The sequence below is a fragment of the uncultured Chryseobacterium sp. genome, assembly GCF_936933875.1.
Classification (GTDB): Bacteria; Bacteroidota; Bacteroidia; order Flavobacteriales; family Weeksellaceae; genus CAKZIK01.
The window spans coordinates 43,032-56,736 of sequence record NZ_CAKZIK010000071.1; the positions used below are offsets into that span (position 1 = coordinate 43,032).

The window sequence follows — 13,705 nt, forward strand, 5'->3', positions numbered from 1 at the left end:
AACATTTAAACTATTTTTGCCCACCTAAATTGTAGACATGAAGAAAAGTTTATTTGTACTTTCACTCGCAGCATCAGTTTTCACTCTTGCACAGCAGAAACCCAAAACCGAAAAAGAAACCCAAATTGAAGGCGTAACGATTACCGCGACCAAAAAAGCGGTGGAACAAAAGGCCGACCGTACCATTTTCGATTTTTCGGAACAGCCAACGCTAAACTCCGGAACTTTGATGGAAGGTGTAAAAAAACTTCCGGGATTGGTGGTAACCGACATTGCCGGAATGATGTATCAGGGAAAACTGCTAGCGGTTTTTATGGATGGACGTCCGCTAAATATTTCCAGTAACGAACTTCAGGGATTTTTAGATGGAATGCCTGCAAACGCAGTTGAAAGAATTGAAATCATTACACAACCCGGCGCAGAATTCCCTGCAACTTCGGGTGGTGCAATTCTGAATATCATCACTTCAAAATCTGCAAAAAATTATTTATCTGCAACCTATTCGGGGAATTACAGCTTTACGAATTACGATAAATACAGAAGCAGAACCAATAATTCTTTAAGTTTAAATGCGAAAAATAAATATTTCGGATGGCAGCTGAATGTAGGACAAAACTACCGCGAAAATATGATGCTTGGAAATTTGGATGATCTTTCCTCCACTTACACAGACGGTATCAGAAGAGGGTATTTTGCCAAAGCAGCCATGACTTTTGACCTTGGACTTGACCGACTTTTATTAAACTACGATATTTATCACAACAACAACGATAATTACACTTTAGGAAAAGGAACTTATTTTGGAAACCCTTACACTCGCGAAGATGATGCTGCAACTTTAAACTGGCGCAACGAAGCTGTTGTAACTTATCAGAAAAGATTTGCCGACAAAGCAAAGAAGTTGGATTTCAAATATAATTACAGTAATTCTAAATCTGATTTTTCGCAGTTCAGCAGAAATTTCAACACCAACACGCTTGAAAATGAATCGGATATGAATGTTTCTACCTTTAAAGTAGATTATTCTCAGCCGGTGAAAATTTTAGATGAGGGGAAAATCAGCATTGGTGGTTTATATGAAATGCAGAAGTTTGATACCCAAAGTTTCGGTTTTACCAACCTCGATTATCAAAGACAAACTGCTTCAAGTTACGTAGAATTGCAGGCCAAACTGAAAAAGTTTGATTTCACGTTGGGAACAAGAGCTGAAGATTATGATATTTCGGGAATTACAAGCTACAAAGACTCGCTCAATGTTGTTCATACCGATAATTTAACGCCTTTCAAAAAATTTAAGCTGTTCCCGAATGCAAGTATTCAGTACAGCTTTATGCAGAGGGTTTATTTGGCTTTGAATTACAACAAGAAAATTAATTTGCCAAGTATTTCATCGCTGAATCCGAACAACACCACGTATCAGAACGGTAACTCCACCACTGCCGGAAACCCGAATCTTCAGCCAACAATTTTTGATAATTATGAAATCAAAATTTCAGCGTTTGATTATGCCTTTATCGGTTATAATGTAAACGTGGCTAAAAATCAGGTCATGCAGATCATGACGAGAGAAACTGAAACCGATCCGCTCACAGGAAAAACCAACGATTATATCCTGAACAGACAGATGAATATTTCCGAAATGACAATTCAGAACTTTAATTTGGGATTGCCTATTCCGTTGATGATTTTCAGTAAACCGCTGAGCGAAATCATGAAGTTTAACTTTAATCCTGATAAAATCAACTTTATTTATTTGTACGCGGCTTATCAGAAACACATCATCCCAGATTTGAAAACCAAAGGATTTTGGATGTTCAACATCAATTCCCAGTTTATACTGCCGAAAGATGTAAAATTGGCCATCAATTATTTCGTTCTTCCTGCCAAAGGAAACTACTATTATTACGAAGCCGTAAAACCTGTCGGAAATAACGTGGACATCACACTTTCGAAAAAATTCATGAAGGACAGGTTGAATGTTTCCGTGTTTGCGAACGACATATTCAATGGGCAGCAAATGGCTTTCCGTTCGGTTTTCAGACAGCCTTATCCAGTTCTTTCGAACAAAATGGATTCACGAAATTTCGGATTTTCCGTAAACTATAAAATTCCTACAAAAAACAAACTTGCTAAAGAGGCACCCAACATGCTGAACCAGGATAAAAAAGAAGACAATGGCGGCATTTTGAATTCGGAACAGTAATTTTAGAATTATTATTTAATGAAAAGTTTAAAAGTTGGAGAAATTTCTCCAACTTTTTTTCATTCTGTTCAATTTTTAAACATAATAATCAACCTTCACACGCCTTCCAAACCGCATCATTTTGCGGAACAGGTGCAATAATTTCAATACTTTCTTTGGTAACGGGATGAACGAACTCCAATTTCCTTGCGTGTAATGAAATTCCGCCATCATTATTGGAACGAGGAGAACCATATTTTAAATCACCTTTAATGGGAATCCCAATTTTGGAAAGTTGAGCCCGAATCTGATGATGACGTCCGGTTTCCAAATCAATTTCCAGAAGCTGGAAATTATCAAGAACCTTGATGATTTGGTAATTAAGAATCGATTCCTTGGCAGTATCAGTTGGTTTTATGAAAACTGTTGCTTTGTTGGTTTTCTCGTTCTTCTGTAGATAGTGCACGAGCCTTTGGCTTTGCGGAATCATAGTTTTCTGTACCACGGCCCAGTACGTTTTTTTGATTTCGCGGTTTTTCACCATTTGCGTAAGTCTCGTCAAAGCTTTAGACGTTTTCGCATAAATCACCAAGCCGGAAGTAGGTCGGTCGATACGGTGAACGAGTCCGAGGAAAACATTTCCGGGTTTTTCATCACGGGTTTTGATGAAATTTTTAATCAGTTCCAACAAAGATTCGTCGCCGGTTTTATCACCCTGTACCAATTGCCCCACCTTTTTGTTAACGACCATCATGTGGTTGTCTTCGTACACGATTTGTGTTTCATCAAACTTCTGACTTCTTGCTTGCATTTTCTAAATCATTCCAAGTCCCAAAAATACGGCAAAAATAATCAGCGCAACTGCAACAACCGTCTGTACAGATTCAATCGTCATTTTTTTCAATATTTTATTTCCGAAAAACGCACCAATGAAAGCGGAAAGTGTGGCAATAACCACCAATTTCCAATCTATGTCGTTATGAACTTTCATAATATTTTTAGAATAAACAGAAAGTCTTGTCACATCAATCAAACAGGCAATTGCAATTCCGGTGGCAATAAAAGTTTCCTTTTTTAAACCAGCTCTAATGAGAAATGCAGACCGAAGCGCACCCTGATGTCCGGAAAGCCCACCAAAAAAACCACTAATTAATCCTCCGATGGGAAGATATTTTTTGGAAAAATTCAGATTTTTCAGTTTCGGAATAATATCAAAAAGGGCAAAAAATATCAGCAGCAAAGCGATAATCAGTTTAATCGGTGTAATTTCGAATAGCTTTCCTGAAATCTGATATCGGTGTAAGGCAGGTAAATCTGTAAGGTAATTCAACAACAAAGCACCGATAAATGCTGCAAGTATCGAAGGAATTCCAAACCTCAGCAACACCCTTTTGTCAATGTGTTTTCCAGTAAGAAAAAATTTGAAAACATTGTTCAGAAAATGGACAATCGCCGTTAAAGCAATTGCCAAATCCACCGGGAAAAACACTGCAAAAACGGGAAGCAATATTGTTCCAAGTCTGAAACCGGAAAAAAACGTCAGTGCAGAAGCCAAAAGTGCTACAATTGCGATAATGATTTCCTGCATCCTATTCGTTTTATCTTACAGGTCTTGGTCTTGCAATAAATGTTAAAGCCACACCAGCCAAAAGACCAATCGTTTTCAAAAATGCTAAATTTTCCGGGAGAAATGCACCAATAATACATAAAGCCGCAGCTGCATAACTAATGTATTTGTGCATTGGTTTTGGGTAAAGTTGTGCGGAAACTAAAAAACTTAACCCGATTAATACATAAAATATTTTATGATAAATTAAATCATTCAGTTCCGGAGAAAGCAAGCCAAACCATCCGATAATCAGACAGATTAAAGCTCCGATGGAAAGTACGCCCTGTATTGTTGAGTAATTACTGTTCATTATTTTTTATTTAAATCTTTTTCAAAAAGTGCAGCCTGTAAACCGCGTTGATAATGTTTCGGAAGATTTTTGGTTTCCTGTATTTTCTCCCAAAGTATCAGGACGAACAAAATCCAGCTGTTGTTTATTCGCAAAATCTACCGCCCAATCTCGTGAATATTTGAGTTTTGAACCGTAATGAAATTAATAACTTTCCTTTTCGTTCGGGAAACTCACATCTTTCACATCTTTCACATATTGAGCAACGGCTCCGGTAATTTCAGTATATAAATCGAGATATCTTCTTAAAAATTTCGGCGAAAAATCTTTGTTCATTCCCACCATATCGTGGTACACCAAAACCTGTCCGTCGCAATGAGGACCTGCTCCAATACCAATGGTTGGAATGGTGATGCTTTCGGAAACTTTTTTCGCCAGTTCCGCTGGAATTTTTTCCAAAACAACAGCAAAACAACCTAATTCTTCCAAAAGTTTAGCATCATTAATCAGTTTTTCTGCTTCTTCCTCTTCTTTCGCTCTTACTTTATAGGTTCCGAACTGGTAAATAGATTGTGGTGTTAAACCCAAATGTCCCATCACAGGAATTCCGGCGTTTACAATTTTTCGGATACTTTTTTCCACCTCCGCTCCACCTTCCAGCTTAATCGCGTGAGCTTCAGATTCTTTCATAATTCTCACCGCAGACTCCAAAGCTTTTTCGGGGTTGCTTTGATAAGTTCCGAAAGGCAAATCCACTACCACCAAAGCTCTGTCCACTCCACGAATAACACATTGCGCATGGTAAATCATGTGGTCCAACGTGATGGGCAAAGTGGTTTCGTAACCAGCCATTACATTGGAAGCAGAATCTCCAACCAAAATTGCATCTACTCCACCTGCATCTACCATTTTTGCGGTGGTAAAATCATACGCAGTAAGCATGGTGATTTTTTCTTTGTCGAATTTCATTTTTCGCAAAGTTTCGGTCGTGATTTTTTTAATTTCAGAGTGTACAGACATAGCTATAAGTATAAAGAAAAATGAATAATTAATATTTGCCGGTCATCACAAAATTATTAATTATTCATTATAAATTTTAATTGAATTAAAGAACAACATGTCCCAATTTAACGAGTTTTTCGTGGTTAAGGATTTTGATGTTTCTTCCTTCCACTTCGATAAGTTCATCGGCTTTAAATTCCGAAATCAAACGAATCGCACTTTCTGTAGCAGTTCCGATGATGTTCGCAATTTCTTCTCTCGTTAAAGATATTTTGATAAAACCTTCAGGGTCAGTTCCTAATTTCTGTTCCAACAGTAAAAGAATTTCCGCTAACCTTTCGCGAACAGTTTTTTGTGCAAGGAAAGTAACGGTATTGGAAGATTCTCCTAATTCGAATGCAATTTTCTGCAGCATTGCGAAAGACAATCTTGGGTCTACTTCCAAAAGATGTACAAAAATGTCGGCCGGTAAAAAAGTAGCTTCAACATCCGTCATTGCTTCCGCCTGAGCCTGAAAATTTTCGCCACAAAGCAAAGAACGGTAACCAATTAAATCGCCTTCTTTAATGAAACGAAGGATTTGTTCTTTTCCGTAAACTCCCATTTTGGATAGTTTCGCCGTACCTTTATTAAGAAAATAAACGCCTTTCGGTGTTGCTCCATCTTCAAAAATGGTTTCTCCTTTCTTAAATTTCAAGATCTCCTTTGCTCCTAAATATTTATTAAAATCCTCTGCAGAAAGCATTTCTTTGAAAGAATCTTCATTAAAAACTTTATGAAGGTTCTCTTCAATTAACGTTTGTTTTTCTAGCGACATTTTTTATGACATTTATCAGCAAAAATAGAATTTTTAAAACCTTGATACAAATTTATTTATCATAATTTTGCAAGTCCAATTGCCAAAAAAGTGTCAGAAAACTGTTTTCATTGCGGACAAAACATCGACAAAGAGAGAATTCTTTTTGATGAAAAGATATTCTGCTGTCCCGGATGTAAATCGGTGTACGAAATTCTGAACATGAACAACCTCGGAAATTTTTATGAACTAAATAAAAATGCCGGAACAAGACCTGATGAAAATTCAACACAGTTCGATTATCTGGACACGCCGGAAATTTTCGAAAAAGTAACCGATTTTTCTGAAGGGAACACCAGTTTGGTCACGTTCAAAATTCCTGTAATCCATTGTTCGTCATGCATTTGGCTTTTGGAAAGTTTACATACTTTAAATAAGAACATCAATTATTCTCAGGTCAATTTCACGAGGAAAACGGTGCAGATTTCATTCAACCAAAATGAATTGAAACTGAGCGATTTGGCGAAATTTTTAACCAATTTGGGTTACAAACCGGTCATCAACCTTGAAACTGCAGACAAAAAGGAAGAATTTTTTGATAAGACTCTGCTGATTAAACTTGCCATCGCAGGTTTTGCTTTCGGTAACGGAATGTTTTTCAGCTATCCGGAATATGCGCAGGAAATTATGGGAACCACGGATTTCTGGATGGAGCAATACAAAAGTATGTTTCGTTTTATTATGTTTCTTTTGGCGACGCCGGTTGTTTTTTATTCGGCTTCAGATTATTTTAAATCAGCTTGGTTTGGTTTGAAAAATAAAATCGTGAACATTGATGTTCCCATCGTTTTGGGAATTTTGGTGTTGTACGGAAGAAGTATTTACGAAACTTTCACGGGTTACGGCGCTGGATATTTCGATACTTTGTGCGGTTTGCTGTTTTTCATGCTTCTTGGAAAATATTTTCAGAAGAGAACTTACAGCGCACTTTCTTACGACCGCGATTATAAATCTTTTTACCCCATCGCCGTTACCAAAGTAGATTTCAACGGAAAACAGGAGAATATTTTATTGTCTGAATTAAAAGTTGGTGACCGAATTATGGTTCGAAACCAGGAAATTATTCCCGTGGATGCGATTTTGATTAACGGTGAAGGTAACATCGACAATTCCTTTATTACCGGAGAAAGCGCAACGATTCAGAAAAAACCGGGCGACAAAATTTTTGCGGGAGGAAAACAGAGCGGTTCTGTTCTTGAACTGGAAGTGATTAAAAACGTTGACCAAAGTTATCTAACGCAGCTTTGGAACAAAGAAGCCTTCAAAAAATACGAAACCGGACTTGATACTTTAACCAACAAGATTTCCAAATATTTTACATTTATCATTCTCGGAATCACGCTTTTAGCTGCAATTTATTGGGCGAGAATCGATATGGAAAAAATGTGGCAGGTGGTTTCTGCAATTTTAATCGTGGCTTGTCCTTGTGCTTTGGCGCTTTCTGCTCCTTTTACTTTTGGGCACATCATGAGGATTTTGGGCAGAAACAAATTCTATGTTAAAGACACTTTGACGATTGAGAAAATCTCGAAAATTTCTACGATTGCTTTCGACAAAACCGGAACAATTACCCATCAGAAAAAAGCAGATATCAGTTACGAAGGTACTGAAATACAGGAATTTGATTTAAAGAACATTAAAACTTTGCTCAAAAATTCCAATCATCCACTTTCGAAATCTTTATATGAATTTTTGGATGTTCAGGAAGAATATTTTCCGGTTGAAAACTTTAAGGAAATTCCCGGAAAAGGATATGAAGCCGAAGTTCGCGGAAATATTTACAAAATTGGCTCGGGAAGCTTGGTTGGAGAACAGTCACAAAATCTTGAAACCGCAGTTTTCATTAGCAAAAACGGTGAATTTTTAGGAAAATATATCTTCAAAAACGAATACCGCGAAAATTTGAATTCATTATTCAAAAAGCTTTATGAGTACAAAATTCATATTTTAAGTGGCGATAATTCTTCGGAAGAATCTACGTTGAAAGAAATGATTCCCAACGTAAAGGGAATGGCTTTCAACCAAAGTCCGGAAGACAAACTGAATTATATTAAAAACCTTCAGGACAAAGGAGAAAAAGTAATGATGTTGGGAGATGGACTGAATGATGCCGGAGCTTTAAAACAGAGCAATGTTGGCGTTGCAGTTGCAGATGACACCAATTCTTTTACGCCAAGTTCCGACGTGATTATGGACGGGGAAAAAATGGTGAATTTCGACAAATATCTGAAGCTTTGTAAAGACGCCATGGTGATTGTAAAATTCACTTTTGCCATTAGCTTAATGTACAATATTATTGGGCTCACCTTTGCTGTAATGGGGAAAATGTCGCCTCTTTTTGCCGCCATTTTAATGCCGATAAGCTCAATAAGCGTGGTTGTATTTACTTCCCTATCCACTTGGATTAGAAGTTCTAAATATTTTAAAATCAAAAAATAAGAGAAATCAAACTGTTATTTAGACAAATTTTAAATTAACTCAATTTAACATTTACTGATTAATATCACTTATTTTTATTAAATTTGAGCGCGTTTTGTACGCTAATTTTGCAAGAAATGGATATACTGTATTTAATGATACTTTGCAGCGTTTCTTTAGCTGTTGTTTTTTTAATCATTTTTATAGTAAATGCAAAAAAAGGTCAGTTTGAAGATGATGAATCTCCGGCTGTGCGGATACTTTTAGACTCTGAAGTTCAGAAAGAAGAACCAAAAACAGAAGATAATACAGAAAAAAATATAGAAGAAAAAAGTTAATTAGTTATATGGAAACACAAAAGTTTAGTTATGACAACAGCATTGTGCGAGCGTTTCTTTATGCAACCATCGTCTTCGGGATTGTTGGTTTCTTATTGGGACTTACTGCAGCTTTAATGCTTTTCTATCCCGAACTTCCTGAATTTTTCTTTGGAACGGATGATGCCACCATCAAAAGTTTGCAGAGCGGAAATCTACAGGGGCTCATCAACTCACAAGGCGCATTTGGATTCGGGAGAATCAGGATGCTTCACACAAGTGCGGTAATTTTTGCATTTGTTGGGAACTCTATTTTCTCGGGAATTTATTACTCAATGCAGCGTTTGCTTAAAACCAGAATGTACAGTGATACACTTTCTTGGATACATTTCTGGGGATGGCAAATTATGATTGTTTCTGTTGTAATTACTTTCTTCATGGGGATTAATACCTCTAAAGAATACGCAGAACACGAATGGCCAATAGATATTTTGATTGCGGTTATTTGGATCATATTCGGCATCAACATGTTGGGGACCATTGCAAAAAGAAGAGTTCGCCACCTTTACGTAGCGATTTGGTTCTATTTGGGAACTTGGGTTGCCGTAACCATGCTTCACGTTTTCAATAATTTGGAGGTTCCACTTTCCTTTACCGGGATGAAATCTTATTCTGCTTACGCAGGTGTAAAAGACGCTTTAGTACAGTGGTGGTACGGACACAATGCGGTAGCATTCTTCCTTACAACTCCAGTTCTTGGTTTGATGTATTATTATCTTCCAAAAGCAGCAGACAGACCTGTTTTCTCTTATAAATTATCCATTATACACTTCTGGTCTTTGATTTTCGTGTACATCTGGGCCGGACCTCACCATTTGCAGTACACTTCGCTTCCGGCATGGGCACAAGCAGTGGGAACTGGTTTCTCCATTATGCTGATTGCACCGTCTTGGGGTGGTATGTTGAACGGACTTTTAACGTTAAGAGGAGCTTGGGATAAAGTAAGAGAGAATCCTATTCTTAAATTCTTCGTGGTAGCTGTTACTTGTTATGGTATGGCAACTTTCGAAGGGCCGCTTTTGGCGACTAAGACTTTAAATAAAATCGGTCACTATACGGATTGGGTAATTGGACACGTTCACCTTGGTGCACTTGGCTGGAACGGATTTATGGCTTTCGGTGTTATCTACTATTTGGTTCCTATCATGTGGAGAACTAAAATCTGGTCTGTAAAATTAGCTAACTGGCATTTCTGGTTAGGAACTTTAGGAATTATTTTCTACGCTGTTCCTTTATATATCGCTGGATTTACACAAGGTTTAATGTGGAAACAATTCAATCCGGACGGAACTTTGGTTTACAAAAACTGGTTGGATACGGTAACTGCCATTATTCCTTATTATCAAATGAGATTTGTAGGAGGTTTATTCTACTTATCCGGAGCAATTTTAATGGTTGTGAATGTTGTAGCAACTGCAAGACAAGGTTCGTTCCAGAAAAATGTACCAGCTGAAGCTCCGGCATTGGCGAATATTGGTAACCAAAGAAAAGAAGGCGAAGGCCTTCACCTTTGGATTGAAAGAATGCCATATTTGTTAACAATTCTTTCTTTTGTAGCTGTTGCAATTGGTGGTTTCTTAGAAATTGTTCCAACATTAACAATAAAAGAAAGTGTACCAACCATTGCTGCGGTGAAACCTTATACTCCGTTGGAATTGGAAGGTAGAGATTTATACATCAGAGAAGGATGTAACTCTTGTCACTCCCAAATGATTCGTCCATTCCGTGATGAAGTGGTCAGATTTAACGGCAAAAACGGACAGTATTCCAAAGCGGGTGAATTTGTTTACGACAGACCATTCCTTTGGGGATCAAAAAGAACTGGTCCGGATTTGCACAGAGAAGGTGGAAAAAACCCAAGTTCATGGCATTACAAACACATGCTGAACCCTAGAGTAACTTCTGCCGGTTCAATTATGCCGCGTTATCCTTGGCTCATTGCCAACGATTTAGACAGAAGCCAAATGAAAGACAAGTTGAATTTAATGAAGAATACTTTTGATGTTCCTTACACAAAAGCAGAAATTGATTCGGCTGACCAATGGGCAGACAATCAGGCATCTTTCATTGTAAAACAGATTTACTCTGAAGCTGCAGACGTTAAGAAAGCGTATGACGACAGAAAAGCTGCAGAAGGAGCTAACTTTACACCGCTTGAAAAGAAAGAAATTGTTGCTGTAATTGCATATCTTCAGAGATTAGGTACAGATATCAAAACAACTGAAATTAAAACTGCAAGTACAAAATAATATTTTAAAGTAATAGTAAGATGATTCCTCAAAGCTTTAAAGACATTTTATCCAATGGTGACAATGTTGGTCTTTACCAAACGTTGGCCATGATCATTTTTATTCTGCTTTTTCTTGGAATTGCTTATTTTGTATTCTCGCGTCCGAAAAAATATTATGATAAAGAAGCGAATGCGCCTTTAAATGATAATATTGAAGACCAAGAAGACCTTTAATTTTTAAAATTAAACTATTATGAAACAGAGAACGCCCGTTTATATCACAATACTGATTATTTTGGTAATCTTAATGATTATTAATTATACGTTTGTTCAGAACTCCTCTTTCCTTTCTTCTCCATATTTCTGGGGAACAGTGGTGATCAGTGTGATTCTTGCATTAATCCATAGTGCAATTGGAGATTTAATTGAGAATGATAAGTTTAAAAAACTTACTCCTGAGGAAAAATCGCAATATTTAGAAGCTAAAAAAGTTCCTTACTTCAAAGGACTTTACGAAAGTGCATTCAAAAAACAGTCTGCATCAGAAGAAAAAGACATCCTTATCGACCACGGTTTCGACGGAATTATGGAACTGGATAATCAGCTACCAAAATGGTGGCTTGGTTTATTCTGGTTCGGTGTAATTTTTTGCGTAGTATACCTTACAGCATATTTCACCACAGATTTTGCCCATCCAATTAAAGAGTATGAAGAAGAGTATAAAGCACAGCTTGCCTCTATCGATCAATGGATGAAGGATACTCCGCCTCCAACAATCGATAATGCAGTATATTCTCCGGATAATATTGCAGCAGGTGAAGAAGTTTTCAAAACCAACTGTGTATCTTGTCACGGTGACGGAGGGAAAGGTGGAATTGGTCCAAACCTTACCGACAATACCTGGATTAACCAACCGGAGAAAACATTGTTTAAAAATGTATTCCACATCGTAGAAAATGGTTCTCCAAACAACCCGACCATGCAAGCTTGGGGAAAAAATGGAATTCTTACCGGATTTGATATTCAAAATGTTGCTGCATACGTTTATCATATCAACCAGGAACAACCGCCAATTACACAAGCTCAAGGTGGAGCTGCTCCGCAGGGAACTCCGGCAAACTGGGAAAAATAACTAAACTTTCTTTATATAAAAAGCCATTTCCGAATGGCTTTTTTTTATGTTTTAAATCATACAATTTCGTAAACATTCGTAACAATAATTACAGAGAAAGCAATAATATAATTCGTATTTTTGTAAGAATACGTTTAAAAAAAATTTAGACATGTCAGAACAGCAGGAAAACAATCATCGGGGTGGACAAGGACAGGTTATCGAGGCAGAAACTTTCAGAGATTCTGTAGGAACTATGGACAATTCCGGTAAGAGGAAATGGATCTATCCAAAAAAGCCTAGCGGAAGATATACCAATTACAGAACCATTGTAAGTTATTTTTTACTGGCTTTATTCTTCGCGATTCCTTTTATAAAAATCAACGGAAATCCTCTTTTGTTGCTTAATGTTCTGGATAGACAATTCTACATTTTCGGGCAGCCTTTTTATCCTCAGGATTTCTTCATTCTGGCTTTGGGAGCAATTACTTCCATTGTTTTTATCATTTTGTTTACCGTAGTTTTTGGTAGAATTTTTTGTGGATGGATTTGTCCTCAGACTATTTTCCTCGAAATGATTTTCAGAAAGATTGAATTTGCCATCGAAGGAGACCGAAACAAACAAATGAAACTCGACCGACAGGAATGGAACTCCGAAAAAATCTGGAAAAGAGGTCTGAAATGGAGCATTTATATTATCATTTCACTTATCATTACACACTGGATGTTCATGTACATCGTAGGTTACAAGGAAGTGTTCAAAATTATGCAGGAAGGTCCTTTCGCTAATTTTACGAACTTTTTAGTGATGATTCTTTTCACGGCGGCTTTTTATTTCACATTTGCATGGTTCAGAGAGCAGGTTTGTACTCTGGTTTGTCCATACGGTAGATTACAGGGCGTTTTAATTGATAAACAAACCATCAACGTTTATTATGATTTTAAACGTGGAGAAAACCGTGCAAAATGGAAAAAAGGAGAAGACAGAAAAGCGGAAGGCAAAGGAGACTGTATCGATTGTAACCAGTGTGTTGTAGTTTGTCCTACAGGAATTGATATCCGAAACGGACAACAGCTTGAATGTGTAAACTGTACTGCATGTATAGACGCTTGCGACGAAGTAATGGTGAAAGTTGGTCTTCCAAAAGGACTAATCCGTTACGCCACAGAGGATGAAATTGAAAAAGAAAAGCCTTTCAAATTCACCAACAGAATGAAAGCCTACACCGTCGTTCTTTTGGCTATGATTGGTTTCCTAGGATATCTTTTAAGCGCTAGAGGAGAAATGGAAGCGAAATTTATTAAACCGGCAGGTTCTTCTTTCTTTGTAAAAGATGGGTTGATAACGAATACCTACAACTATACTTTTCTCAACAAATCCAATAAAGACAAAGTAGTTACCATTAAAATTATGGAACCTGCACACGGAGAAATTTCTTTAAGCAGTGCTGATAAAATTTTGTTGAAGAGAGATCAAATGATTAAGGGAACCGTAAACGTAAGTTTCCCTGAAAAGGAAATTAAACTCTCCAAACAAAATGTAAAAATTGGCGTTTACGACCAACAGGGGAAATTGCTGGATACTTTCGAAACTTATTTTGAAGGACCATTCAAATTACAATTCTAAATTA

Annotated in this window: 12 protein-coding genes; 7 read left to right on the forward strand and 5 right to left on the reverse strand. The window is 37.2% G+C overall.

Annotation, left to right across the window (positions count from 1 at the left end):
- The first annotated feature begins 37 nt into the window (after positions 1–37).
- Positions 38–2,203 carry an outer membrane beta-barrel protein gene (locus Q0252_RS10275; RefSeq protein WP_297985935.1) on the forward strand — a complete coding sequence of 722 codons (2,166 nt, stop codon included), beginning with the start codon at positions 38–40 and terminating at the stop codon, positions 2,201–2,203.
- An 88-nt stretch (positions 2,204–2,291) separates the two neighbouring features.
- Here Q0252_RS10275 and Q0252_RS10280 read toward each other — a convergent pair whose 3' ends face one another.
- The 5 genes from Q0252_RS10280 to Q0252_RS10300 all read right to left on the reverse strand — a co-directional run bounded on the left by Q0252_RS10280 (position 2,292) and on the right by Q0252_RS10300 (position 5,899).
- Positions 2,292–2,993: an RluA family pseudouridine synthase gene (locus Q0252_RS10280; RefSeq protein WP_297985937.1), complete on the reverse strand. Its 702-nt coding sequence runs from the start codon at positions 2,991–2,993 to the stop codon at positions 2,292–2,294.
- Between the two features lie 3 nt (positions 2,994–2,996).
- Positions 2,997–3,770 (reverse strand): sulfite exporter TauE/SafE family protein, encoded by a 774-nt coding sequence (locus Q0252_RS10285; RefSeq protein WP_297985939.1) that lies wholly within the window; start codon positions 3,768–3,770, stop codon positions 2,997–2,999.
- Between the two features lie 10 nt (positions 3,771–3,780).
- Positions 3,781–4,101: a hypothetical protein gene (locus tag Q0252_RS10290; RefSeq protein ID WP_297985941.1), complete on the reverse strand. Its 321-nt coding sequence runs from the start codon at positions 4,099–4,101 to the stop codon at positions 3,781–3,783.
- A gap of 183 nt (positions 4,102–4,284) precedes the next feature.
- Positions 4,285–5,100, reverse strand: coding sequence for a 3-methyl-2-oxobutanoate hydroxymethyltransferase (panB, locus tag Q0252_RS10295; protein WP_297985943.1), 816 nt, complete (start codon positions 5,098–5,100; stop codon positions 4,285–4,287).
- A gap of 85 nt (positions 5,101–5,185) precedes the next feature.
- Positions 5,186–5,899 carry a Crp/Fnr family transcriptional regulator gene (locus tag Q0252_RS10300; protein WP_297985945.1) on the reverse strand — a complete coding sequence of 238 codons (714 nt, stop codon included), beginning with the start codon at positions 5,897–5,899 and terminating at the stop codon, positions 5,186–5,188.
- A 90-nt stretch (positions 5,900–5,989) separates the two neighbouring features.
- Here Q0252_RS10300 and Q0252_RS10305 point away from each other — a divergent pair, with 90 nt between their 5' ends.
- From Q0252_RS10305 to ccoG, 6 genes are all read left to right on the forward strand, one after another.
- Positions 5,990–8,377, forward strand: a complete 2,388-nt coding sequence (locus tag Q0252_RS10305; protein ID WP_297985949.1) for a heavy metal translocating P-type ATPase metal-binding domain-containing protein — start codon at positions 5,990–5,992, stop codon at positions 8,375–8,377.
- A gap of 116 nt (positions 8,378–8,493) precedes the next feature.
- The gene (gene ccoS, locus Q0252_RS10310) at positions 8,494–8,694 is read left to right on the forward strand and encodes a cbb3-type cytochrome oxidase assembly protein CcoS (RefSeq protein ID WP_297985951.1); all 201 of its coding nucleotides are present in this window, start codon (positions 8,494–8,496) and stop codon (positions 8,692–8,694) included.
- A gap of 8 nt (positions 8,695–8,702) precedes the next feature.
- Positions 8,703–10,982, forward strand: coding sequence for a cytochrome-c oxidase, cbb3-type subunit I (gene ccoN / locus Q0252_RS10315; protein WP_297985953.1), 2,280 nt, complete (start codon positions 8,703–8,705; stop codon positions 10,980–10,982).
- Between the two features lie 20 nt (positions 10,983–11,002).
- Positions 11,003–11,197 (forward strand): cbb3-type cytochrome c oxidase subunit 3, encoded by a 195-nt coding sequence (locus Q0252_RS10320; protein WP_297985955.1) that lies wholly within the window; start codon positions 11,003–11,005, stop codon positions 11,195–11,197.
- Positions 11,198–11,216: 19 nt separating this feature from the next.
- Positions 11,217–12,095 carry a cbb3-type cytochrome c oxidase N-terminal domain-containing protein gene (locus tag Q0252_RS10325; protein WP_297985957.1) on the forward strand — a complete coding sequence of 293 codons (879 nt, stop codon included), beginning with the start codon at positions 11,217–11,219 and terminating at the stop codon, positions 12,093–12,095.
- Between the two features lie 151 nt (positions 12,096–12,246).
- Positions 12,247–13,701, forward strand: coding sequence for a cytochrome c oxidase accessory protein CcoG (gene ccoG / locus Q0252_RS10330; RefSeq protein WP_297985960.1), 1,455 nt, complete (start codon positions 12,247–12,249; stop codon positions 13,699–13,701).
- The last annotated feature ends 4 nt before the right edge of the window (positions 13,702–13,705 follow it).